This is a genomic window from Akkermansia muciniphila (assembly GCF_018709685.1).
Lineage (GTDB): Bacteria > Verrucomicrobiota > Verrucomicrobiia > Verrucomicrobiales > Akkermansiaceae > Akkermansia > Akkermansia muciniphila_E.
The window spans coordinates 261,864-283,918 of sequence record NZ_JABDHQ010000002.1 but is presented as its reverse complement, the minus strand read 5'-3'; the positions used below and the strand labels follow the sequence as shown (position 1 = coordinate 283,918).

The 22,055-nt window shown below is 58.9% G+C and carries 21 protein-coding genes; 6 read left to right on the top strand and 15 right to left on the bottom strand.

All coding sequences use genetic code 11. The features are described from left to right. Window positions 1-29: 29 nt before the first annotated feature. The 11 genes from bioA to rplU form a co-directional block, all read right to left on the bottom strand. Window positions 30-1,379: an adenosylmethionine--8-amino-7-oxononanoate transaminase gene (bioA, locus tag HHJ06_RS02665; RefSeq protein WP_215427318.1), complete on the bottom strand. Its 1,350-nt coding sequence runs from the start codon at window positions 1,377-1,379 to the stop codon at window positions 30-32. Window positions 1,380-1,408: 29 nt separating this feature from the next. After that, complete coding sequence (gene bioB, locus HHJ06_RS02660) at window positions 1,409-2,374, bottom strand: biotin synthase BioB (RefSeq protein WP_215427316.1); 966 nt, start codon at window positions 2,372-2,374, stop codon at window positions 1,409-1,411. An 84-nt stretch (window positions 2,375-2,458) separates the two neighbouring features. Next, window positions 2,459-3,958 (bottom strand): arylsulfatase, encoded by a 1,500-nt coding sequence (locus HHJ06_RS02655; protein WP_215427314.1) that lies wholly within the window; start codon window positions 3,956-3,958, stop codon window positions 2,459-2,461. Window positions 3,959-4,115: 157 nt separating this feature from the next. After that, a complete protein-coding gene (locus tag HHJ06_RS02650) occupies window positions 4,116-6,371 on the bottom strand; it encodes a YfhO family protein (RefSeq protein WP_215427312.1) in 2,256 nt (751 codons plus the stop codon). Continuing rightward, the gene (locus tag HHJ06_RS02645; RefSeq protein ID WP_215427311.1) at window positions 6,358-7,320 is read right to left on the bottom strand and encodes a glycosyltransferase family 2 protein; all 963 of its coding nucleotides are present in this window, start codon (window positions 7,318-7,320) and stop codon (window positions 6,358-6,360) included. The genes HHJ06_RS02650 and HHJ06_RS02645 overlap by 14 nt, the downstream gene beginning before the upstream one ends. Before the next feature lie 401 nt (window positions 7,321-7,721). Continuing rightward, window positions 7,722-8,978: a SufB/SufD family protein gene (locus HHJ06_RS02640; RefSeq protein ID WP_215427309.1), complete on the bottom strand. Its 1,257-nt coding sequence runs from the start codon at window positions 8,976-8,978 to the stop codon at window positions 7,722-7,724. 8 nt (window positions 8,979-8,986) lie between these two features. Further along, window positions 8,987-10,423, bottom strand: coding sequence for a Fe-S cluster assembly protein SufB (sufB, locus tag HHJ06_RS02635; protein WP_251841386.1), 1,437 nt, complete (start codon window positions 10,421-10,423; stop codon window positions 8,987-8,989). 24 nt (window positions 10,424-10,447) lie between these two features. Continuing rightward, window positions 10,448-11,206 carry a Fe-S cluster assembly ATPase SufC gene (gene sufC, locus HHJ06_RS02630; RefSeq protein WP_251841385.1) on the bottom strand — a complete coding sequence of 253 codons (759 nt, stop codon included), beginning with the start codon at window positions 11,204-11,206 and terminating at the stop codon, window positions 10,448-10,450. Window positions 11,207-11,222: 16 nt separating this feature from the next. Next, window positions 11,223-11,663, bottom strand: a complete 441-nt coding sequence (locus HHJ06_RS02625) for a Fur family transcriptional regulator (protein ID WP_215427307.1) — start codon at window positions 11,661-11,663, stop codon at window positions 11,223-11,225. Between the two features lie 157 nt (window positions 11,664-11,820). Continuing rightward, window positions 11,821-12,084, bottom strand: coding sequence for a 50S ribosomal protein L27 (rpmA, locus tag HHJ06_RS02620; protein WP_102712033.1), 264 nt, complete (start codon window positions 12,082-12,084; stop codon window positions 11,821-11,823). 28 nt (window positions 12,085-12,112) lie between these two features. Then, window positions 12,113-12,430 carry a 50S ribosomal protein L21 gene (gene rplU / locus HHJ06_RS02615; protein WP_102712031.1) on the bottom strand — a complete coding sequence of 106 codons (318 nt, stop codon included), beginning with the start codon at window positions 12,428-12,430 and terminating at the stop codon, window positions 12,113-12,115. A gap of 88 nt (window positions 12,431-12,518) precedes the next feature. Here rplU and tsaE point away from each other — a divergent pair, with 88 nt between their 5' ends. After that, a complete protein-coding gene (gene tsaE / locus HHJ06_RS02610; protein ID WP_215427305.1) occupies window positions 12,519-12,980 on the top strand; it encodes a tRNA (adenosine(37)-N6)-threonylcarbamoyltransferase complex ATPase subunit type 1 TsaE in 462 nt (153 codons plus the stop codon). Here the strand turns inward: tsaE and HHJ06_RS02605 are convergent. Beyond that, on the bottom strand, window positions 12,974-13,783 hold the full coding sequence (locus HHJ06_RS02605) for an alpha/beta hydrolase (protein WP_215427303.1): 810 nt from the start codon (window positions 13,781-13,783) through the stop codon (window positions 12,974-12,976). The genes tsaE and HHJ06_RS02605 overlap by 7 nt on opposite strands. Window positions 13,784-13,788: 5 nt before the next feature. Next, entirely contained in the window at window positions 13,789-14,256 is a 468-nt protein-coding gene (locus HHJ06_RS02600; protein WP_215427301.1) for a hypothetical protein, read from the bottom strand. A 237-nt stretch (window positions 14,257-14,493) separates the two neighbouring features. Between HHJ06_RS02600 and HHJ06_RS02595 the strand changes: the two genes are divergently transcribed. After that, on the top strand, window positions 14,494-16,674 hold the full coding sequence (locus tag HHJ06_RS02595; RefSeq protein WP_215427299.1) for an NPCBM/NEW2 domain-containing protein: 2,181 nt from the start codon (window positions 14,494-14,496) through the stop codon (window positions 16,672-16,674). A 165-nt stretch (window positions 16,675-16,839) separates the two neighbouring features. Next, complete coding sequence (locus HHJ06_RS02590; RefSeq protein ID WP_215427297.1) at window positions 16,840-17,766, top strand: polyphosphate kinase 2 family protein; 927 nt, start codon at window positions 16,840-16,842, stop codon at window positions 17,764-17,766. Between the two features lie 138 nt (window positions 17,767-17,904). On the opposite strand, the gene HHJ06_RS02585 is transcribed toward HHJ06_RS02590, so the two are convergent. Further along, on the bottom strand, window positions 17,905-18,348 hold the full coding sequence (locus tag HHJ06_RS02585) for a hypothetical protein (protein ID WP_146016559.1): 444 nt from the start codon (window positions 18,346-18,348) through the stop codon (window positions 17,905-17,907). A gap of 73 nt (window positions 18,349-18,421) precedes the next feature. Between HHJ06_RS02585 and HHJ06_RS02580 the strand changes: the two genes are divergently transcribed. From HHJ06_RS02580 to HHJ06_RS02570, 3 genes are read left to right on the top strand one after another with little or no spacing between them, the layout of a single operon-like run. After that, window positions 18,422-19,183: a hypothetical protein gene (locus HHJ06_RS02580; protein ID WP_215427296.1), complete on the top strand. Its 762-nt coding sequence runs from the start codon at window positions 18,422-18,424 to the stop codon at window positions 19,181-19,183. Window positions 19,184-19,215: 32 nt separating this feature from the next. Beyond that, complete coding sequence (gene rsmD, locus HHJ06_RS02575) at window positions 19,216-19,797, top strand: 16S rRNA (guanine(966)-N(2))-methyltransferase RsmD (protein WP_215427294.1); 582 nt, start codon at window positions 19,216-19,218, stop codon at window positions 19,795-19,797. After that, window positions 19,794-21,080 (top strand): 3-deoxy-D-manno-octulosonic acid transferase, encoded by a 1,287-nt coding sequence (locus HHJ06_RS02570; protein WP_215427292.1) that lies wholly within the window; start codon window positions 19,794-19,796, stop codon window positions 21,078-21,080. Before rsmD ends, HHJ06_RS02570 begins: the two co-directional genes overlap by 4 nt. Here HHJ06_RS02570 and HHJ06_RS02565 read toward each other — a convergent pair. Then, on the bottom strand, window positions 21,064-22,035 hold the full coding sequence (locus tag HHJ06_RS02565; RefSeq protein WP_215427290.1) for a retropepsin-like aspartic protease: 972 nt from the start codon (window positions 22,033-22,035) through the stop codon (window positions 21,064-21,066). The two genes, HHJ06_RS02570 and HHJ06_RS02565, sit on opposite strands and share 17 nt — an antisense overlap. Window positions 22,036-22,055: the final 20 nt, after the last annotated feature.

The following is a 22,055-nucleotide window of genomic DNA, read 5'->3' as shown; positions in this document are numbered from 1 at the left end:
CGGACATATTGTTGCGGGGGTATAAATGTTTACCCCAGCACCTTGCGGATGCAGGCCGCGCAGATGTCCACGGCCTCCTGCATTTCCTCCAGGGAGATGACGAGAGGCGGATTAAAGTACAGGACGTCCCCCAGCGGACGCAGCAGAAGACCCTGTTTAAGCGCTTCCTTGTAAATCTGGTAGCCCAGCCGCCGTCCGGGCGGGAAACTCTTTTTGGTCTCCCTGTCCTCCACCAGTTCAATGGCGTTCACCAGGCCCAGGCTGCGGATTTCCCCCACGTGGGGATGGTCCCCCAGGGCGTCCGCGATCATCCGGTGAAACACGGGTGCCTTTTCCTGCGCCCGGGGAATAATTTGTTCCTCGTCCAGCACCTTCAGCACGGCCAGGGCGGCGGAGCATCCCAGGGGATTGCCGGAATAGGTATGGCTGTGCATGAAGGCCTTTCCCTCCCGGTAGTCCGCATAAAAGGCGTCGTAAATCTTCTGCGTGGTGACGGCGATGGACATGGGCATGTAACCGCCCGTCAGCCCCTTGGAAAGACACATGATGTCCGGGGAGATGCCGGCCTGGTCACAGGCGAACATGGTGCCCGTGCGGCCGAAGCCGGTGGCGATTTCATCCGCAATGAGATGCACGTTATAGGCGTCGCACAGGGAGCGGAGTTTCGCCAGATAGGCGGGGGGGTACATCCGCATGCCCGCGGAACCCTGGAGCAGGGGCTCCACCAGCAGGGCGGCGCATTCGTCCCCATGGCGCGCAAAGGCCTCCTGGGCCGCGTCAATGCATTCCGCCTGGCAGCAGCCGCGTTTTTTCCCCCTGGGGCAGCGGTAGCAGTCCGGAGCGGGAATGCGCACGATGTCCAGCAGCAGGGGCTTGTAAAGTTCCGAGTAAAGGTCCAGCCCTCCCACGGAAAGGGCGCCCAGGGTTTCCCCGTGGTAGCCGTCGCTCAGGGACATGAAGCGCACTTTCTGGCGGTTTCCGGTCTGGTAATGGTACTGGAAGCTCATCTTCATGGAGGATTCGATGGCCCCCGAGCCGTTGTCGGAAAAATTGAACTTGCAGAGCCCCTGCGGCATCTTCTTCATTAGCTCCTCGCACAGGGTGATGGCAGGCTTGTGGGAGAAGTTGGCGAAGATGACGTGCTCCAGGGAATCAAGCTGGTTCTTGATGGCCTGGTTGATTCCGGGGTGGGAATGCCCCAGCAGGTTGCACCACCAGGAGCTGACCACGTCCAGGTAGCGTTTCCCGTCCACGTCGTACAGGTTGATTCCCTGCCCGCGCTCAATCACGATGGGGGGCAGCGTTTCGTAATCCTTCATCTGGGAACAGGGGTGCCAGATATATTCCAGATCTTTTTTTGACCAGTCTGAGTGATTCATGGTGAAAGGCGGCGGAAGCGGGACGGCCCTTACTTCATGCGGACTTCATAGCCCAGCTCCGCAAGCATGGCCAGGTCTTCCCGGATGGTGACTCCGGAGGTGGTGAGCATGTCCCCGGAGATGGCCGCATTGGCCCCGGACATGAAGATTTTCCTGCCGTGGTCCTTCATGGTGTTGCGCCCTGCGGCGATGCGGACGAAGCCGTCCGGCATGATGAACCGCACCAGGGCCACGATGCGCAGCTGGTCTTCCTCCCCCAGCGGGACCATGTCCGCATACGGCGTGCCGGGGATAGGCGTCAGGAAATTGATGGGGGCGGACTTGATGCCCAGCGCGGCGATGTCCATATACATGTCTATCCGGTCCTCCAGGGTTTCCCCCAGTCCCATGATGCCGCCGCTGCACACTTCCAGCCCGGCTTCCATGGCCCACTTGATGGTCTGTATCTTGTCGTCGTACGTGTGGGTGGTGCACACGTTCGGGAAGTTGCGGCGGGAGGTTTCCAGGTTGTTGTGGTAGCGGGAGACGCCCGCGGCCTTCAACTGTTCGCAGTGCTTTTTGGAGATAAGCCCGTGGGAGGCGCAGAGGGAAATGCCGCACCGTTCCGCAATGTGCCTGTAGCTGGCGCAAAGCTGGTCCACGTCCGCATCCGTCAGCCTCTTGCCGGAGGTGACGATGGAATAGCGCAGGATGCCCCGTTCATCATTGTACCTGGCTCCCGCCAGCAGGGCTTCGCCGCTTAAAAGGGGGTACTCCTCCACGGCAGTGGAGTAGTGGGCGGACTGGGCGCAGTACTTGCAGTTTTCCGAACATTTGCCGCTGCGCCCGTTGATGATGGTGCAGAGGTCGAAGACATTTCCGCAGAAGTGCTCCCGGATGGCGTTGGCCGCCTGGCACAGCTCCTCCAGCGGCTCCCGGCTGAGGGCTATCAGTTCTTCTCTGGTGCAGGACGCTCCATGGAGCACCCTGGAAAGGAGGGAAGAGGTCAGACTCATGCGTGAAAGACTACCCCCGGCGCGCTTCACGTCAAGGGCAGAATGACGGGGTGCGCGGATCGCGGGGGCTCCATCCGCTTTTCCTTATTTGGCCGTCTGTTCGGGAGCCTTGTAGCGCAGGGCCGGGAAGCCGGGCGCGGGCCTGTATTCCGTGTCCAGGATGGCTATGGCCCTGTCAATGAGGTCGCGGTTTCCGGCGGCGATGTCGTTTTTCTCCGCAGGGTCCTTCACGATGTCGTACACCTCCCAGTTGTCCGGCTTTTTGCCGGGGAACAGGTTGCGGCGGATGGCTTTCTTCGTGTCAAAGCGCACGGCTACCTGGCCGCCGTAGCCGCCTCCGGCCCAGACCAGCGGTTTCCGATCTTTCAGGGCGGATTTTTTACCCAGCAGGACGGGAGAGAGGTCAATCCCCAGCGGTGATCCGGCGTCCGCTCCTGTCAGCGCGCACAGCGTGGGCATCACGTCCGCATGAAAGGCCGGCTGTGAGATGGTTTTCCCCGGAACGATTTTTCCGGGCCAGCGGATGATGCCGGGCACGCGGATGCCCCCTTCATAAAGCTGGCCTTTCAGCCCTTTCAGGTTGGCTACGGAATTGAAAAAGTTGTGGTCCACCCCGCCTGCGTCGTGCGTGGTGCCGTTGTCGCTGGTAAAGATGACGATGGTGTTCTTTTCCAGGCCGCAGGCTTTCAGCGTGTCCAGCAGGCGGCCGATGTTGTAGTCCATCTGGGAGATCATGCCGGCATACGCAGCACGGGGGCGCGGATGGGGCAGGTAACCCTGGTTGCCGCGGTAGGGACGCTTGTCCCATTCACGGGGATAGCGGTCAATCCATTCCTGGAGGGGCTGCATGGCCACGTGGGGTTCCAGGGGCGCGTAATACAGGAAAAACGGCTTCTTCCCGCGGGCCTTTTCCTTCACGAATTCCAGCATTTTATCTGCAATAAGATCGGAACTGTGCTGCTCAGCCCGGTAGGTATCCGCCAGCACTTCCCCTTCTGGCTGGGAGCCGTGCCCGATGGTGGCGGGAGTGAGCGAGGTGTTCAGGATTTCCTTCTTCCCGTCGTTCCAGAGGCAGGGCGGATAATAGGTGTGGCAGGCTTTCTGGTCCGTGTAGCCGTAGAACCTGTCCACTCCGTGCTTGTCGGGCGCTCCGGTGGAGCCGAAATCGCCAATGCCCCATTTGCCGAAAACCGCCGTGGCGTAACCGGCCTTTTTCATGGCTTCCGGCAGGGTGTAGGTTTTCTCCCGGATGGGCCAGTCTCCCTTGAGGTTGCGCCAGTTCTCGCCGGCGTCCACGCGCTTCAGGTCCTGCACGTCGCAGTTGCCTGTATGCTTGCCGGTCATCAGCACGTTGCGGGAGGGGGAGCAGACCGGGGCGCCGGAATAGAAATAAATCCACCGCTGCCCTTCGGAGGCCAGCTTGTCGATATTGGGGGTTTTGATCTTCTTCTGCCCGTAGCAGCCTACTTCCGCCCAGCCCAGGTCATCCGCATTAATCAGAACCACATTGGGCGGCGCAGCCTGTGCCGCATGCAGGGAGGCCGCGTAAAGAACACAGTAAAAAACGCTTTTAAAGAATCTCATCCTATATAAAAACGAGGTACGCTCCTTCAATATTTCAGGGAATACGGCTTTCCGTCCATTTCATGAAAAGTTTCCTGAGATGGAACGGAATATGAAGGCTGCGGATTCCGTGATTCCGGCGGAACGCGGGGGGGCGCCGCCCTGTGCCGCCGCGTTTTCAATGAGGGGCGGAAGGCTCCTTTTTCATGCGGCGCCACAGGTACGCGCCGCAGATCAGAAGCAGCGTGGCGAGGATGATGCCGTAGTAGGTATTCTGGCGGTGGTCCCTGTACTGGAGGAAGACATGAGCGGGTGCGTCCGTGGCGGCCAGCGGAACGGTGATGCCGTAGTTTTCCGAGCATTCCACGGGAACGGGCTTTCCTCCGTTGATGCGTGCCGTCCAGCCGTCCGAGTAGCTTTCCAGAACATCCAGGGACGTGGCTCCCGGCGGAACGGTGAAATCCATTTGATTGTACGTAATCCGGTTGGGCTGCACGGGGACGCGTTCACCCGTGGCCTGGTTCGCGGCAAAGTACCTTCCCTTGTAATGGGGATTGGCCAGAAGGATGTACTGGGGGGTATTCTCCACCAGGTTCCAGCCCTTAACCTGCGGCGGGCTTTGGCGCGGATTGACGATGATATGGGAAATGCCGGCCCTGGCGGCGGCTTCCGGGTGGGCCAGGTTGTCCTGGAGGGAATGAAGCCGTCTGGGAGCGACGGTTTCATAACCCTCAGCCAGCTTGATTCCGAAGGTGGAAAGGTGGTTGGCGTGGAGGTAATCCTTGTCCCCCTGGGCGGAGTAAAAGGAGACGGAACCGTCACCCACCTGCTGTTTCAGGCGCGGCATCCATTCAGGTTCCTTGTAAAGTCCGGCGGATTCAGGCTTGTCCGCATATTGCACCCAGGTGGCCTGCACCAGAAGCAGTTCCCCCAGGGAGCAGAGAATGACCAGTGAGGCCAGCAGCATCTTATGCCGTGCGCGGACATGGATGCGGGAAGCGGCCCAGAGTCCGCCCCACAGCAGCGCCAGCAGGGCAAGCGTGCGCGGGTACCAGATGCAGCTTTGTTCCAGCAGCCGTTCCGTCCGGATCAGGTACCAGCTTTCCCTCCCTGTTTCAGCGGCGGAAAGGCGGGAAACCAGGTTCCTCTGGAGGATGGAGAGGATGTCCTGATGGAAGATTTGAATCAGGACGGAGCAGAGAAGCCAGCCCAGCGTCAGGACGCCCAGGGCCATGAAGATTTTCTTCCAGACGGTTCTTGCAGGTTCCTGCGTGAGGGCGTGGAGCTGCCACGCCGCCAGCCAGGAAGCGCCCAGGGCATAAACCGCGGTGGACCGGGAGTAAAAGTAGGTGATGAGAGGGGTGAAGACCAGAACCAGGCTGATGACCATCAGGAATTTGGCCGTCAGCGGGGCTTTCCTGTTGAAGAGCCCCAGCACGGAAAGGACAAAAATGACACCGCCGGTGAATTTCAGGTCAAAGAGGTCCTGCCCCATGAGCTTGAACAGGTCAATGGTTTCTGGAACGCCCAGAAGGGTGGGGAACAGGACGGTGACCAGGGAGGGCAGGTGGGTGACGCCCGTCAGGAAGGGAAGCTCTTTGACCCCTGCCATCAGCGGCGGAATGGTCTGGGCCAGCACGTCTATGGAGAGCAGGGCCCCTCCGATGCCGGATACCAGGTAGGGCAGGGAAACGCGCCAGAGGGTTTTAAGGCTCCAGCGTGAAGGGGAAGACCACCAGTCCGCCAGCCATACGCAGCCCGTAAGCAGAACGATGAACAGGCACGCCTGGAGGTGGCCGCCCCGGAATCCCAGGGCAATGAAGAGGATGGAGGGAAGGTCGATGATTCTCTTCTCCCTGTTGCGCATCAGCGCCCAGAGTATCCAGGGGGCCCAGCACATGGTTCCCAGCACCCAGCGGTGGTAGATCCACATGACGAATTGGGAGTAAAAACCATAGCCCGCCGCTCCCAGCAGGCAGTAGGGGGCCGGAACCTTCCTGTTCCGCAGGAAGACGATCATGCCCAGGCCCGCGATAAGGAATTGCAGGATGATGCCCGTGTCCCATGCCGTCCAGAAGGGCAGGAAAAAGTAAAGGGCGTGGTGCCAGTCTCCGGGGCACAGCATGGTGTTCTCCGCAATGGGGGTGCCGTTATGGGCGTATGGATTCCAGCCCATGTAGCCGTCCTGCCGGACGCTTTCCGCTACGGAATAGTTGTAGGGCAGGTACTGGGAAATGGCGTCCACCGTGAAGTGGTTGTGGACGTTTTCCATGGGCTGCGTGGCATACGGGGAGATGAGGCAGTCCATGATGTCCATGGGGGCCAGCACCTTCCCCCCGAAGATGGCTGGGGCAAAGAACGCGGCCACCATGGCGGTCCAGAGAAGGCAGCAGAGCCAGAAAGAGCGCCTGGAGAGGGAGTCAGTGTTTTTCATGCTTAAGGTGGCGTTCGTCCCAGTGCATGAGGGAAAGGACATGGTCGTACCGCTGGGAAGTGCGCAGGCCGTGGAGGATGAAGGCGATGGTCAGGGCAAGCGCGGACACGGTGAACAGCCCCATGGACAGGACGGCAAGGGGAAGATGGAAGACGTACTCATACCGGAAATAGTCCAGAACCGCCGGAAGGCCCGCCAGGATGGCGAGGATGAGCAGGATGGCGCTGATGATGGAGAAGAAGAACAGGGGACGGTGGTTCATCAGGACGGAAAAGATGGTCTTGATGACTTTCACCCCGTCCGACACCGTGGAAAGCTTGGAAACGGACCCTTCCGGACGGTCCATGTAGTTCGTGGGCACTTCCACGATGGAATAGCCGTTGTCCAGGGCGTGGATGCTGATTTCCGTTTCCAGTTCAAAGCCCGTGGAAAGAATCGGGAAGTTTTTGACGAACCGTTTGGAGAAGACGCGGTACCCCGTCAGGATGTCATGCAGGTTGCCCTGGAACAGCTTGTTGATGAGCATGCGGACGGCCTTGTTCCCCGTATTGTGCATGGGCCGCTTGTTTTCACGGCTGTAAATGCCGGCGTCATGGCGGTCTCCGCACACCATGTCCGCGTCTCCGCGGAGGACCGGTTCCAGCAGGCGGTGGAGGTCGGCGGCCGGATAGGTCAGGTCCGCGTCCACCATCACATACACGTCCGCATCCACTTCCCGGAACGCCTTTTTAACGGCCATGGCCTTTCCCTTCCGCTTTTCTTGAAGCAGCGCGCCGGAACAGCCTAAATCTTCATAAGTTTTCCTAGCTATTTCCGCAGTTTTATCGGAAGAATTATTATCAATGACATAAATGGCGGCTTCCGGACAGTGGTTATGAAAATCCTGCATCACTTCCCGGATGGTTAATTCTTCATTATAGGCGGGGATAATGATGGCAATGGAAATCATGAAAGACCTTTTGGAAAATGAATACCTTACCAAAGATTACGGATTGCGAATTCGAAGTCAACATGTTTTTCTGAAACCAAATGGGTTAGCAGAAAAGCGCACTTATCCCCGGAAGGGAGGCTATCTTTAATCCGGAAGTGAGGTTTTCCGGTAAATTACTGTTCCACACAAGATTCAAGACCTGCATGAAGCGTTACCCGTTCGTCCGGATTCGCAATCCGCTGTTTTTTATCATGAACGGAGGCCGTTCATCAACCGGAACCGTACCTTCCGCCGGGCTGGAAAATGCAGGGAGGATTCTTTTTTACAGGTGGTGGAAAAAGCCTGTTTTCCCCTCGTTTTTCCATTCATAACCGGATGGAACGGGGGGAAACTGCGTTACCTTTCGGATGGGGTGCCGGTCAGGACAGGATGATTCCTTCCACGGCGTTGCGGAGGGGCTCGTCGCTGAATTGCTCCAGGGCATGCTTCAGGAAGCCCTGCGCAATCATTCTGCGCGCCGTCTGTTCCGGAATGCCGCGTGAAAGCAGGTAGAAGATTTCTTCCGGAGAGATGGAGGAGGTGGCGGACCCGTGGGAGCACTGCACCCTGTCCGCCAGGATTTCCAGGCCGGGAATGGAGTTGGCTTCCGCGCGGGGACTGAGGATCAGATTGCGGTTGCTCTGGTAGGCGCTGGTATCGTGCGCTCCTTCCGCCACCAGGATCATGCCGCTGAAAATGCTGGTGGATTCGTCATCCAGCACATTGGCGTAAAGCAGGTTGCTGGAGGCTCCGCGGTAGAGGTGCTTCTGGTAGGTTCTCTGGTCCAGTTCCTTGTTTTCTTTCAGGTGGTTGGCGGAAAGCAGGCGTACGTTCGCGCCGTCCCCGTTCAGGAGGCAGACCGTTTCCTGTCTGGCCCACGCCGCGCCGGGGTGGCTGGCCAGGTGTTCCATTTCCGCGGAATCGTCCGCCATGATGTGGCAGAGTTCCACCGCGCGGGAACGGCTGTTGAGCTCCTGGACCAGGGCGTATTTGACGGAGGAAGAGGAGGAAAGATGGTGCTGTTGCAGCGCCCCGCAGAATTGGCTGCCGTGGTCCGCGCTGATGTGGCGTTCCAGAATATGCAGGCGGCTTCCGGTTTCCGCAATGACCAGCGTGGCGGGGAAGACGGCCACCTTGTCCCCGGAGATGAAGTGGAAAATTTCCAGCGGCCGGGAGATTTCCTTTTCCGCCATAATGACCAGCCCGTTGTGCTGGAGGGCGGTATTCAGCGCGGCCAGCTTTTCAGACCCAAGCGTTTCCGGCGTTGTTTCCAGATGTTTGCGGGCGGCGTCCGGGTATTGCAGCACGAAGTCTTCCAGGTCCATCACGGAGAGCCCTTCCGGCAGTTCCTCCGGAATGGAGACGGGAAGTCCGTTGGCGTAAATGATGCGGATGGCGTCCGGCATGGAGGCGTGCTCCGTGATGATGGAGGCCAGGGCCTCCGGGGCGACGGGGTGTGCCGCTTCAAAATCTTCCAGGGATTCGTTGCCGGGGGCGCCGAAACGCCAGGCTTCCATGCGGCGGGAGGGTTCCGGGAGCTGGTCCGCCTGTTCCAGGGCGCGGCGGTGCCTGGCTTCAAACCATGCGGGAAGGAAGCCTGCGGGGAATTGTTCTTCGTTGAGCAAGTGGTTCATCATTTCCTTCCTTATCCGATGCTATCTTCCATTTCCAGGTCAATGAGCCTGCGCAGCTCCACGGAATATTCCATGGGGAATTCCTGGACGAGATCATTAATGAATCCATTGACGGCCAGGGACATGGCGGCCGCCTTCGGGATGCCGCGCTGCTGCATGTAAAAGAGCATTTCTTCAGAGACCTGGGAGACGGACGCTTCATGCTGCACCGTGTTTTTGTCCCCCTTTACCGTGATGGCGGGGTAGGTGTCCGTGCGGCTGTTGGCCGCCAGCAGGAGGGCGTCGCATTCCGTATTGTTCTTGCAGCCCTTGAGGCCTTTCCCCATGACCACCTGGCCCCGGTAGCTGGCGCGCCCTTCTCCGATGCTGATGGATTTGGAGACGATGTTGGACGTGGTGTCGTCCGCCGCGTGAATCATTTTGGCCCCGGTATCCTGGTGCTGGCCCGTGTTCGCCAGGGCGATGGAGATGACCTCTCCCCTGGCGCGCCTGCCCTTGAGCACCACCGCCGGGTATTTCATGGTGAGGCCGGAGCCGATGTTGCAGTCTATCCAGCGGATTTCCGCATCTTCCATGGCAAGGCCGCGCTTGGTGACCATGTTGAAGACGTTGGAGGACCAGTTCTGAACGGTGACGTACTGGATTTTGGCGCCTTTCAGGGCTACGAGCTCCACCACGGCGGAGTGGAGGGTGGACGTTTCAAACTGGGGCGCGGTGCACCCTTCCATGTACATGAGTTCAGCCCCTTCATCCGCAATGATGAGGGTGCGTTCAAACTGGCCGAAGTTTTCCGAGTTGATGCGGAAGTACGCCTGGAGCGGGTGCTTGAGCTTCACGCCCTTGGGCACGTAAATAAAGGAACCGCCGGAAAACACGGCGCTGTTCAGGGCGGAGAATTTGTTGTCTCCCGTGGGGATGACCTTTCCGAACCACGGGCGGAAGACGTCTTCATGGTACTTCAGGCCTTCCGCGGAGTTCACGAAGATGACGCCCTGGCTGCGGAGTTCCTCCTTCATGTTGGAGTAGGCGGACTCGGAATCATACTGGGCTTCCACGCCTGCCAGGAACTGGCGTTCCTGTTCCGGAACGCCCAGGCGTTCAAAGGTGCGCTTTACGTCTTCCGGCACGTCATCCCAGCTTCTCTTGGGCCGTTCCCCGTCGGAAAGGTAGTAGCGTATCTTGGAAAAGTCTATTTTTTCAATTTCCGGAGAAGCCCAGTGCGTAGGCATGGGCTTGCTTTCAAAAACGGCAAGGGCGTTCTTGCGGAACCGGCGCACCCATTCCGGATCGTCCTTGACGTCGCAAATATAGTCAATGGTGGCCTCCGTCAGGCCGTAGCCGGCGTCGAATTTATGGCGTTCCGGGAAGGAGAAGTCCCCCTTGCTCCGGTCAAAGTCAAACAGGTTCTGTGTGTTCCCGTCTTCTGACGTGTCAGGTTTATCGCTCATGAGATGACTGCCGGACTGGCGGCGTTAGGCCTCTTGCTTTTCTTCCGTCTCCTTCAGGAATTCGTATCCCCTGCTTTCCAGTTCATCCACCAGCTCCCCTCCGCCGGTACGGACGATTTTGCCGTCCGCCAGCACGTGGACCACGTCCGGCTTGATGTAGTCCAGCAGGCGCTTGTAGTGGGTGATGACCAGGAAGCTGCGGAATGGGGAACGCATGGAGTTGACCCCTTCCGAGACGATGCGGAGGGCGTCTATGTCCAGGCCGGAGTCCGTTTCATCCAGAATGGCGTAAAGCGGGTCCAAAAGAAGCATTTGCAATACTTCATTACGCTTTTTCTCGCCGCCGGAAAAGCCCTCGTTCACCGCGCGGGAGGTGAATTTGCGGGACATGCCGAGCTGGTCCATTTTTGCATACAGCATCTTGTAGAACGTGACCGCATCCAGTTCCTCCCCCTGGGGCATGCGGGCCTGCATGGCCGCGCGCAGGAAGTTGGCGTTGGACACGCCGGGAACCTCCATGGGGTACTGGAACGCCAGGAACAGGCCTGCGCGGCTGCGCTCGTCAATGCTCATGTCCAGCAGGTTCTGTCCGTCCAGCCAGACTTCCCCTTCCGTCACCTCATAGTCCGGATGGCCGCAGAGGACTTTGGAGAGGGTACTTTTTCCGGAGCCGTTGGGCCCCATGATCGCATGCACCTCCCCCTTGGGGATTTCAAGGTTGATGCCTTTAAGTATTTCCGTGCCTTGCACCTTGGCGTGCAAATTTTTAATGACCAGGCTCATGATGATAAAAAGGGGATTAGCCCTGCGGCGTGATGATGGAGCCTCTCAGGGTGATTTGGGCTTCCTCCACGCATACGTCGTCAGGCAGGTTGATGAATTCCTTCAGATCCACGCCCTCCTTGATGGTGATGTCATAAATGCGGCCGGTCCGGGTATCCTGAAAGTGTCCGTGATCAACGAGGTTGGGACAGAAGCGGGAAGAACTGCGTTCAAAGTTGACCTGATTGACCAGGCCGTGTTCCACCAGTGCCTCCAGGCAGTTGTAAACGGTGGCCAGAGAGATGCTGGGCAGCTTTTTGCGCACCCGGTGGTACACTTCATTTGCCGTGGGGTGATCCCTCTGTTCCAGAAGCACCTGGTATACTTCCTGCCTTTGCTTGGTGAGCCTCAGGCCGGAAATCACCGGGAGGGTGGAGGTGCTTCTAACGGCTTGCTTGGAATCTGTTTTGGGATTCATATCTTATTTTTCATGCTCTGCGTGGATAGTGGGGGAGGGGTAATTGTTTTGCAAGAACAATTCCGGTTATTTATTTGGGTAGCTGGGGAGGGGTAAAAGAAGGGCGGTCATCCCTGTGGATGGCCGCCCCTGCAGGGAGATGGAGTTTATCCGTAATTTAGTTGGCGGCGTCGGAAGCTTCCGGAGCCACGTTAACGCGGCGGCCTTCGCGGTCAAAGAATACGCGGCCGTCCACGAGGGAGAAGATGGTGTAGTCACGGCCCATGCCCACGCCCTTGCCGGGGTGCCACTTGGTGCCGCGCTGGCGGATGATGATGTTGCCCGCGATCACTTCCTGCCCGCCGAATTTTTTAACGCCGAGGCGCTTGCTGCGGGAGTCGCGACCGTTCTTGACAGAACCTTGACCTTTCTTGTGAGCCATAAGATGGAGATAAAATTAAGGGTTGAAATTAGGCGTTGATAGCGGTGATTTCCAGCTTCGTCAGGGAGCGGCGGGAACCTTTCTTCTTGTGGAAGCCCTTGCGGCGCTTGAATTTGAAAGCGATGATCTTCTTGTCGCGGAATTGGCTGACGACCTTGGCGGAAACCGTAGCGCCTGCCACCGTGGGGGTGCCGAGGGTCACGTTTCCGTCATTTTCCACCATAAGCACCTGATCAAAGCTTGCTTCAGCACCCTCTTCGAGGGTATTGATGCATTCAACGTCGATCACGTCGCCCGCCTGAACGCGGTACTGCTTGCCACCTGTTTTGAAAATTGCGTATGCCATTGCTATCACTGTTAAGGTTCACCCGCGGATGCGGGAGCCGCAATAAACCATATCACCTCCTTTTAGACAAGCAAAATTTCATGAAAAAATGAGCGAATGGCATAAAATTTTTAAAAATGGCCCCGTTTTAACTCATTCTCCGGAGGAAATGCGGGAACTGGGGCGCCGGATAGGTAAAATTTTAATTCCGGGGGAAGTGCTGGGCGTGGTGGGAGAGCTGGGCGCAGGAAAGACGCACCTGACCCAGGGCGTCATGGAGGGGCTGGGAAGTTCCGATGCGGCGGCCAGCCCGACGTTTTCCCTGGTGCACGAGCATGCGGACGGGCGCCTGAGGGCGTGCCATTTTGATTTCTACCGGCTGAGGGATGAGTCCGAGCTCCTCGGCATCGGCTGGGACGAGTACCTGGACGGTGATGCGGTGCTCATTGTGGAATGGGCCAACCTGTTTCCGGACGCCCTGCCGGAGGAAACCTCCTGGCTGCTGCTGGAGCATGAGGGGGAATGCCTGCGCCGGGTGTCCCTGGCTCCCGCGCATGGAATGGATCAGTAGCTGATGCTTTTGGAAAACGCCTGGTCAAAGCCCGGGCTGAGCCAGATGGTATTATGCATGGCGCCGGGGAATTCCCGGTAGTTGACCGGCGTGGAGAAGCAGTCCCGGAGCCGTTTGGCGTGGTCCGGGGGAATGACTTCGTCCGCTCCCGCCGCCAGGATGCTCACGGGACAGGAGACCTTGGGCGCCGCCAGGTCAGACCGGAAGTGGTCCGGCAGAAGAAGTTTCACGGGAAGGTAGGGGAAGAGCCCGCGGGCGGCTTCCAGCAGGCTGTCAAAGGGAACCAGCAGGACCAGTTTTTTTACGTTCCGGACGGAAGCGATCTGGGTGGCCACGCCGGAGCCGAGGCTTTGCCCCACCAGGATGACGTCATCCGGCGTTCTTCCGGTTTCCTTCAGCACGGAATCCAGAATCGCCAGGGAGTCCCCCATGATGTCCTGTTCCGTGGGGGAGCCTGTGCTGAGCCCGTAGCCGCGGTAGTTGACCAGGAGCTTGGCGTGGGGGAAGCGGTCCAGATACGGCAGCATCATGGAGATGTCCATGGCGTTCCCCCCGTAGTATACCAGCAGGGGCTGCCCCTTCTTTTCAATGAGCCAGCCGCTGAGTTTGGCTCCGTTATGGTGGAAGGTGCGCCGGTGCGGTTCCCAGGCGGCGCGTTTTTCCAGATAGGCGGTTTTGTCCTTGGGCTGCGGAGGCAGGTAAACCAGGGAACGGACGGAACATTGGGCACATGCCAGGGCCAGCGCTCCGGCCAGCAGGAGGGCTGCCCTTATTTTCCATTTTCCCGGTTTCAGCATCTGCATGAAGTTCATTGGTCGGGAGTTTCCGTGGTCATGGTTCCGGCTGTCCCGGTGCGGGGCACGGGCGTTTTCCGTTCCTGGCAGCGCCAGCTGTCCAGGGAGGCTGTTTTGCCCTCCGTGTCCAGATGGCGCACGCCGTTGAGGATGATTTCACGCGTGGAAGTTTTAAAATGCAGCGCGGCGGCGGAGCTTCCCTTTTGGCTGGTCACGGCTGCCGTTTCAGGGAACGCTCCGTTGACTGACAGGGTTCCCCTGCCGTCCCCCAGGGAATGGTATAAGAGAGCCATGCCGGAAGCCCCGCGCTGGATTTCCCGTGCGGGGGCAGGTTCCGTTTCGCCCTCCAGGACGATGGAGGTGCGGCTGCCGTTGGGGAACCATTCCGCCTGGACGTTATCCGTTTCAAGCGTAGCGCCCCCGCGCCCGCAGGCGGAAAGCGTCAGCAGGATGCCGGGCAGGAGGAGGAAAGCTGGTCGCATGAAAACAGTTTCCCTGAATTCGGGGAAGAAGGCAATCTCTCTTTTCCCTGGCGTGAGGCTTTCGGGAGCGTTGGTAATTTTCTGATAGAAGAAAAACGTAGAAAAGGTATAATAGAGGATATGTTCAACCGGATGTTTTCATGGAGTTTTGTGGCCGCAGCATGCGTTGCGGGGTCATTCCCGGCGCAATCCCGGGGGCAGGAAAGCGCGGGAAAGCCCGGAGCCGTGCCCGTGGAGGTGTCTGCCTCCAGTCTGCTGATGGCCCGCCAGGAGACGGGTGAAACCCGGCTGAACCGGTCTTTCAAGAATAAGGATTTGAGTGTGGGCGGTAAAAAATACGCCACGGGCATCGGCACCCACGCCACCTCCATGATTCCCCTCCCCGTGCCGGAGCGGAAGGGCGCAAGAGTGGTGAGCCTGGAGGGGGCGTGCGGCATTGACGACGGTACGGACGGGGACGGAAGCGTGGAGTTCCGCGTCATGAGCGGCTCCGGAGTCCTGTGGAGCTCCGGCGTGATGAAGCGGGGCATGCCGGCGAAGAAGTTTTCCGTTCCGGTGGCGGAAAACGGCATACGGCATCTTTACCTGATGGCTGACCGGGTGGAAAACAATTCCTATGACCACGCGGACTGGGTGGACCTGGCCTGGAAGACGGGCGCGGAGCAGCCGGGCACGAAGGGCGCCGTGGTGAATGCAGCCAAATTCGGCATGGTTCCCGGCGTCAGGAAAGATCAGGGCCCGGCGCTGCGGTCCGCTATCTCCGCGCTGCGGAAGCAGGGAGGGGGCGTTTTGAACATCCCCAGGGGGGTATACCATTTTTATGCGGAGGGCGCCCTGAACATGAGCTTCAATATTTCCAACCATGACCAGCCCCTGATTCATCCGGTGTGCGTGCCCTTGACCGATTTGCGGAATGTCCGCCTTGAAGGGAACGGTTCCCTGTTCCTGTTCCACGGAAGGACGATTCCCCTGCTGATTATGGACAGCGAGAATGTTTCCATCAACCGGCTGGCGGTTGACTACGAGCGGTCCATCTGTACGGAAGCCCGCGTGACAGGCGTGGACGACAAGTTCACGGACGTGGAGATCGACAAGAAATCCTATCCCTATGAACTCAGGAATGGCAAGTTCGTTTTCCTGGGTGAAGGCTGGGAGGAAGGCATGGCCTGCTGCATGGCTTTTGAAAAGGGTACCGGACGTATCATTGCCAATACGGCGGACATAGGCTGGAACGGCCGCGTGCAGCCTATGGGCGGCAATAAACTGCGCCTGGAATGGGCGCTCAAAAACAAGGGAATCAAGCCGGGGGATACGCTGGTGCTCCGGAACTACCACCGTCCCCATCCGGGGTGCGTGGTGTACCGGGCGCAGAAAACGCGCCTGGAAGACGTGGCCGTGCACCAGAGCAGCGGCATGGCCCTGTTGGTTCAGCGGTCTGAGGATTTTCTCATGAAGGGCGGCGGCGTGTTCATCAGGAAAGGCACGGGGAGGGTGCATACCGCCGGGGCGGATGCCACCCATTTTTCCAATACACGGGGTGAAATCATCGTGGAAAAGGCCCTGTTTGAAGGGATGATGGATGACGCCATCAACGTGCATTCCACCTGCCTGGGCATCACGGAAGTGGTGGACAGCCATACGATCAAATGCAGGTACATGCATCCCCAGGCTGTGGGATTTGAAGTGTTCCTTCCCGGAGAGACGGTGCGCTTCATCAACGGGCCTACGCTGGAGCCGGGGAGCACAGGCAAGGTGAAAAACGCCGTGAAAAAGAGCACGACGGAACTGGTAATCACGCTGGAAGAACCGCTGCCCGATTCCGTGAAGGCCGGAGATGCCATTGAGAATGCGGATTTTTATCCCTCCGTGGTGTTCCGCAACAACATCGTCCGCAACAACCGCGCCCGCGGGACGCTCTTCACCACGCCCGAAAGAGTGCTGGTGGAAGGCAATCTGTTTGACCATTCCTCCGGCGCCGCCATTCTGCTGGCCGGGGACGCCCAGGGGTGGTATGAGAGCGGTGCCTGCCATGAAGTGGTGATCCGCAAGAATACGTTCATCAATAACCTGACCTCCCGCTACCAGTTCACGAACGCCATCATTTCCATTTACCCGGAAGTCAAGCAATTGAACAGGCAGAAAGATTATTATCACCGTAATGTGCTGATAGAAAACAACGTGTTCAAGACGTTCGATGTGCCGCTGCTGTTCGCCATTTCCACGGATAATCTGAAATTCATTAATAACAAAGTCATTTACAATGATGATTTCAAGGGCTGGGGACAGAAGCCCTTCCAGTTCAGGAGGTGCGCCAACATCCTGATAAAGAATAACAAGGTAGAGCCTCCCCGCACGTGGACCATCGCGGACTGCAAGCTGGAAAATACTCCGGCAGACCAGGTGCGCGTGGAGAATTAAGGTTTGTCCGCCCCGCGGTTTTACCGGAAAGTCCGGCCTTTGTGGAAGTTCCGTTCCGCAAAGACCGGGTAATACGGCGTGAAACAGCCTTCCCCGGAGGGAGGAAGGCCCGGAGTTTTTTGCGGTTGTTTCAACGTATTGACGCAGAACGGTGTCATTACGGGAATGATGAATATTCCCGCTGATCTGGTCAAACGCTGCAAAAAATTCATTGAGCCGTACCGGGTGACGGACGGGGAGGGCTTCAAGCTGTCCCATTACGATCCGGGCGACCTCGGCAAGCTGGACAAGGACAGCAAGAAAGAGGCCGTTGACAAGCTGGAGAAGGGAATCCAACTGCTGGAACAGCTTCAGGAGGTGTTATATGCCAGTGAATCCTATGCGCTGCTGGTGGTTCTTCAGGCCATGGACAGCGCGGGCAAGGACGGCATCGTGAAGCATGTGATGGGGGGTATTAATCCCCAGGGCTGCGTAGTCAGCAGCTTCAAGCAGCCCACCACCCTGGAACGGGGCCATGACTTTCTGTGGCGGTGCGTGTGCCGTCTTCCCCGGCGCGGGATGATCGGCATTTTCAACCGCTCCTACTATGAGGAGGTGCTGAGCGTGCGCGTGCATCCGGAATTTCTGGCCGGGGAGGGGTTTGATCCCGCCCATGCCAAGCGGTCGTTCTGGAAGGAGAGATTCAAGTCCATCAACAACCTGGAGCGCCACCTGCTTGCCAACAAGACGCGGATCGTGAAAATATTTCTTCATATTTCCTCGGAGGAGCAGAGAAAGCGCCTGCTGGCGCGGCTGGATACCCCGGACAAGAACTGGAAATTTTCAGAGGGGGACATCCATGAACGCGAGTTCTGGGACGAGTACCAGAAGGCTTACCAGGAAATGATACGGCACACGTCCTCCCCGGAAGCCCCGTGGTATGTGGTGCCGGCGGACAACAAATGGTTTTCCCGGCTTGTCTGCATGTGCGCCATGGTGGAAGCCCTGGCGGAAATGAAGCTGGAATATCCGAAGGTGCCCGGGGAATTGAAGGAGTTCTTCCCCACGTTCCGGAAGGAACTGGAACGCCCTCTGTCCAAGGGCAGGGATTAGGCGGCGGTCTTCCTGAACGGAGGAGCGGAGGGAAGCGTGTCATGGAACGGGAAAAGCGGCGCATCATGCGGGACCGGTCCCGTGCGCTGCGCCGCCGTTCCGTGCCCGGCAAGGGCTTTGCCGATTTCCCTTCCGGGGTCAGCGCCTGCGTTCCCAGGATTTCACCTTGCCGTTGATGAACAGCACGTATCCGGTATTCACCGGAACATAGGTGACGTCATTGTAATACGGGTAATAGGGGCTGTAGAACCCCGGTCCCCAATAGGGGCCGCCCCAGTACGGGCCGGCCCAGAAAGCGGGCGGCGGGGAGTAAACCGGCTGGAGGGAAGAATAAATCCAGCGGGTGGCGGGCTTCCCGTCAAGGTTGCCTTCAGCTACGGCGGAGGGGTCTCCCCAGGCCAGGAAAACGGCGGGCGGAGACATGCCTTCAGCAATTTGCCCGGCTTCCACCAGCGTCTTCTGGGAGGATGGCAGGGAATTGAAAAGAACCGGGTTTTTCTGGATGCGGGATGCGGGTGTGGACACGCAGGAAGCAAGGCTCAGAGCGGCGGCCAGGGTAGTGAAAAGTAACTTCCAATTCATGATGTACATACGGATAACACTCACTTTGACTCTTGCCAAGGGTCTTTTGTTGAGTAAAATGCACATATACGTTATGAAAGCGCTCCGCAATCTGGCTTTAATACTGATGGTCCCCGCTCTGGTTTCTTCCCTGTACGCAGCAGAAAAGCCGGAAATTATTGATGAATATCTTCCGGTAGGCAAAATGGTGGAGGCCTCCGCTGTCAGCGTTGTGCTTGATGAAAGCCTCCAGCCGTTCATGGAGAAAATTGACGGCGTTTTTGCCGCTTTGCCAGACAAGGACAAAAAAGAACTGGTCAGCCAAATCATTCCCGGACAGCCCGTCCCTTATGACGAACGCCTGGGCTGGACCAAGGATGAATATGCCAAGTACCTGGAATGCTGGAAGCTCAAGCAGGTGCAGGAAGTCGCCCCGGTGGCTCTGGGCGTTTTCCCCTCCGGGGAACGCGGCATCTGGAATCTGGCCGCCCTGGCCCAGCAGGGGCCGCTGCCCATGAGCACGCTGAAGTATGACTCCAATAACAAGACCTGGATTTCCCCCAACGGCGTCCTGACCCTGAAGGGGGATGTGTCTTACGATGACCTGAATGTATACGGCGCTTGGAGCGGCAAGGAATGGACCATGGAAAAGAAGACCATCCTTTCCACCCTTACGGAAACCATCATTGCGGGCAAGACCAAGGACGGCAAGTACGCCTATTTCGTCTACAACATGTCCGAGAAGAATCCGGACAATATTGCCATTGCCAACCAGTCCATCGTGCTGCGCGTTCCCATCACCCGCGTCACGGGAGACCCCCTGCTGGAAAAGGCCAAGGCCAAGGCCCGCCAGTAGGGCATGACGTTCCTTTCATTTCCGGTAACAACATGCGTATCATCAGCGGAAAGGCCGGCGGCATAGCCCTGTCTGTCCCCAAGGGGGAAGTACGGCCCACGACCGACCGGGTCAGGGAAGCCCTTTTTTCCATCCTGCACCCGTTGATTGAGCATGCCGAGGTGCTGGATTTATTCACCGGTTCCGGGGCGTTCGGCCTGGAGGCCCTGAGCCGCGGGGCCAGAAGCTCCCGCATGGTGGACTTTTCCCGTCTCTCCTGCGCCACGGCTAAAGCCAACCTTGCCAAAACCGGGCTGGAAGGCGGAACCGTCATCCAGGGGGACGCCGTCCAGTTTGTGAAAAGGGAACTGCTGGCTGGCAGGAAGTACGACGTCATTTTTGCGGACCCCCCCTACTGCAAGGGCCCGGCGGACCGTGATTTTATTGTGGAGCTGGCGCAGGCCGGAATTTCCGGACTGCTGAAGGAGGGCGGCCTGTTTATCGCGGAAGTGCAGGAAGGCTGGGGAACCGGCAGGGAAGGCGCCGCGGAGTTTGACGGCCTGGAACTGGTGGATACGCGCCGGTACGGGAAAAATATGCTGCTGTTCTATCGATTGCCTGAAGAAGTAAAATGAAAGCCTTCCTGTTCTCTCTCTGTTACAACGTCCTGTACACCGTCGGGTGGCTGGTGACGCTCCCCTCCTACCTGCTCAAGCAGAAAAGGCGCGGCGGATTCGGCACGGGGCTGCTGGAACGCTTCGGCCTGTACCGGGTCTCCTACAACCGGGAGCCCAAGGGAGTGCTGTACGTCCATGCCGTGAGCGTGGGTGAAGTGGTGCTGGCCCTCAAGTTTCTCCGGGCGTGGCTCCGGGAGCGCGGCGGTTCCGCCGTGCTGGCCACGAGCACGGCTACGGGGCATGACACGGCGGTGAACGCTCAGGTGCCCGGTGTGCGCGTGATTTATGCGCCCTTTGACCTGCTGGGGCTGCCGGGGCGGTGCTTTGACCGTTTTGAACCGGAGGCCATCGTGCTGGTGGAAGCGGAACTATGGCCCAACTTTGCCCGTGCGGCCAAGGTGCGCGGCATTCCCATGGCGATGATTAATGCTCGCATGTCCGCGCGGTCTGAAAGCCGCTACCGCGCCTTCAAATGGATATCACGGTATTACTTCTCCGCGCTGGACGCCATGGGCGTGCAGGACAAGGGGGATGTGCGTCGCTTTGAATCCGTGGGGGTGCCCCCTTCCATCATTCATGTGACGGGCAGCATCAAGTTTGACCAGCAGATGGCGGACCGGAGGGAACCCAACCCGGAGTTTTCCGCCATTCTGGAAAAGTTGAAGCGCGGCAAGCCCGTAGTGCTGGCCGCCAGTACCCATGAGGGAGAGGAAATCCTGATTGCGGAGGCGGTGCGCAAGGCGGGAGGCTTTCCCCTGATCGTCCCCCGGCATGCGGAACGCCGCCATGCGGTGGTGCGTGACCTGGAGGCCCATGGCTGGCAGTGCGTGCTGCGGACGGACGGCGAGCTTCCGGAAACCCTGAAGGAGCAGGTTTGCTACATTGCGGATACCACCGGGGAGCTGAGGGACTGGACCGCCCTGGCGGACGTGGCCGTGATCGGCAAGAGCTTTCTGGCGGACGGCGGCCAGAACCCGGCGGAGGCCGTGGCCTGCGGCGTGCCCGTGCTGACGGGGCCGCACATGGAGAATTTTGACGCGCTGGTCCAGTTGCTTGAAGGCGTGGACGGCATCACACGGTGTGAGGAAGACCGCCTGGCGGACGTGCTTAAGGAGATGCTGGACAATCCGCTTCTGGCCCATGCCCAGTCCTCGCGCGCCCAGGTGGCGCTGAAGGCCCATTTCGGCGCTACGGCGCGCACCATCCGCATGATCTGCATCATGCTCAAGATTCCCGTTTGACGGCGGGAGCCTTTTTCCCGCGGGGCTCCGGTTTGGAGTGGGGAGGCAGGGCGAAGACTTCCCCCTGCGGAGCGTCAATGATGATGTCAAAGTGCTTGAGGGTATCCACGCCGATCTGGCATCTGCCGCCTGTTCCGGTCACAGCAAAGGAGAGGCCTTCCAACTGGAAGTCCGGCCCCATGCGGAGCGTGGAGGGAACGCCAAGTTTCATAACGTTGCGGTCTCCGCTGTGCCCGTTGATGTCGGACGCCTTCGCCGTAAGCTGGCTTCCGTCCGGGTTGGCGGGCCACTGTTCCAGCGGGGCCAGGGAAAGGGAGGAGCCGGAGTCCAGGGCCAGCAGGAAGGAATCTCCGCCGCGGGAGCAGCGGACATAGAAAATTCCGGAGGCGTGGCGTTCCACGTCCAGGGGCTTCATGCGCTGAACCGGAAAACTGGAGCGTTCCAGGAATTGCAGGGAGGCATCCTTTACGGACAGCAGGAACGGGGAAAAGCCCAGGTAATTGATTCCCAGAATGCCGTCCACCTGTACCTGCATGTCTTTTTGAAGGGGAGTCAGGTCCAGGGCGAAGCCGAAGAAGTTTTTAATCTGAAGCCCTCCGATGGAGAAAGACTGCACGGGAAACAGCTGGGGGACGGTATTGACGTTGGAGCCGGGGGCGATTTGAGCGTTCTGAAGAGGCAGGCCGGGAAAATTCTTCTTGATGAATTTAACGTCAAAGGTGGTGTGTGACGCCGCCGTATCTACAATGAGGCTGCATGGAACGCCGTTCACGGTGCACTGGGCCACCAGAAGATTGCTGTGGGCGTCCCGCGCCAGCCGGACAGGGGCCAGGCTGGTGATGGAAACCACGGGTTTGGCCTGGGCGGGGTCGGCTGGTTCCGCTGCGGAAAGAGGGAGCGCGCCAAGCACCAGGACGGCGGCGGAAATACGGAAAATGCGGAGCGGCAGAGGCATCCCTTACAGGTAGGCGAACC

What these genes read in the sequence shown, in the direction of transcription:
- bioA (WP_215427318.1), bottom strand. Translation starts at nt 1,379, where the DNA reads ATGAATCACTCAGACTGGTCAAAAAAAGATCTGGAATATATCTGGCAC.
- bioB (WP_215427316.1), bottom strand. Translation starts at nt 2,374, where the DNA reads ATGAGTCTGACCTCTTCCCTCCTTTCCAGGGTGCTCCATGGAGCGTCC.
- HHJ06_RS02655 (WP_215427314.1), bottom strand. Translation starts at nt 3,958, where the DNA reads ATGAGATTCTTTAAAAGCGTTTTTTACTGTGTTCTTTACGCGGCCTCC.
- HHJ06_RS02650 (WP_215427312.1), bottom strand. Translation starts at nt 6,371, where the DNA reads ATGAAAAACACTGACTCCCTCTCCAGGCGCTCTTTCTGGCTCTGCTGC.
- HHJ06_RS02645 (WP_215427311.1), bottom strand. Translation starts at nt 7,320, where the DNA reads ATGATTTCCATTGCCATCATTATCCCCGCCTATAATGAAGAATTAACC.
- HHJ06_RS02640 (WP_215427309.1), bottom strand. Translation starts at nt 8,978, where the DNA reads ATGATGAACCACTTGCTCAACGAAGAACAATTCCCCGCAGGCTTCCTT.
- sufB (WP_251841386.1), bottom strand. Translation starts at nt 10,423, where the DNA reads ATGAGCGATAAACCTGACACGTCAGAAGACGGGAACACACAGAACCTG.
- sufC (WP_251841385.1), bottom strand. Translation starts at nt 11,206, where the DNA reads ATGAGCCTGGTCATTAAAAATTTGCACGCCAAGGTGCAAGGCACGGAA.
- HHJ06_RS02625 (WP_215427307.1), bottom strand. Translation starts at nt 11,663, where the DNA reads ATGAATCCCAAAACAGATTCCAAGCAAGCCGTTAGAAGCACCTCCACC.
- rpmA (WP_102712033.1), bottom strand. Translation starts at nt 12,084, where the DNA reads ATGGCTCACAAGAAAGGTCAAGGTTCTGTCAAGAACGGTCGCGACTCC.
- rplU (WP_102712031.1), bottom strand. Translation starts at nt 12,430, where the DNA reads ATGGCATACGCAATTTTCAAAACAGGTGGCAAGCAGTACCGCGTTCAG.
- tsaE (WP_215427305.1), top strand. Translation starts at nt 12,519, where the DNA reads ATGAGCGAATGGCATAAAATTTTTAAAAATGGCCCCGTTTTAACTCAT.
- HHJ06_RS02605 (WP_215427303.1), bottom strand. Translation starts at nt 13,783, where the DNA reads ATGCAGATGCTGAAACCGGGAAAATGGAAAATAAGGGCAGCCCTCCTG.
- HHJ06_RS02600 (WP_215427301.1), bottom strand. Translation starts at nt 14,256, where the DNA reads ATGCGACCAGCTTTCCTCCTCCTGCCCGGCATCCTGCTGACGCTTTCC.
- HHJ06_RS02590 (WP_215427297.1), top strand. Translation starts at nt 16,840, where the DNA reads ATGATGAATATTCCCGCTGATCTGGTCAAACGCTGCAAAAAATTCATT.
- HHJ06_RS02585 (WP_146016559.1), bottom strand. Translation starts at nt 18,348, where the DNA reads ATGAATTGGAAGTTACTTTTCACTACCCTGGCCGCCGCTCTGAGCCTT.
- HHJ06_RS02580 (WP_215427296.1), top strand. Translation starts at nt 18,422, where the DNA reads ATGAAAGCGCTCCGCAATCTGGCTTTAATACTGATGGTCCCCGCTCTG.
- rsmD (WP_215427294.1), top strand. Translation starts at nt 19,216, where the DNA reads ATGCGTATCATCAGCGGAAAGGCCGGCGGCATAGCCCTGTCTGTCCCC.
- HHJ06_RS02570 (WP_215427292.1), top strand. Translation starts at nt 19,794, where the DNA reads ATGAAAGCCTTCCTGTTCTCTCTCTGTTACAACGTCCTGTACACCGTC.
- HHJ06_RS02565 (WP_215427290.1), bottom strand. Translation starts at nt 22,035, where the DNA reads ATGCCTCTGCCGCTCCGCATTTTCCGTATTTCCGCCGCCGTCCTGGTG.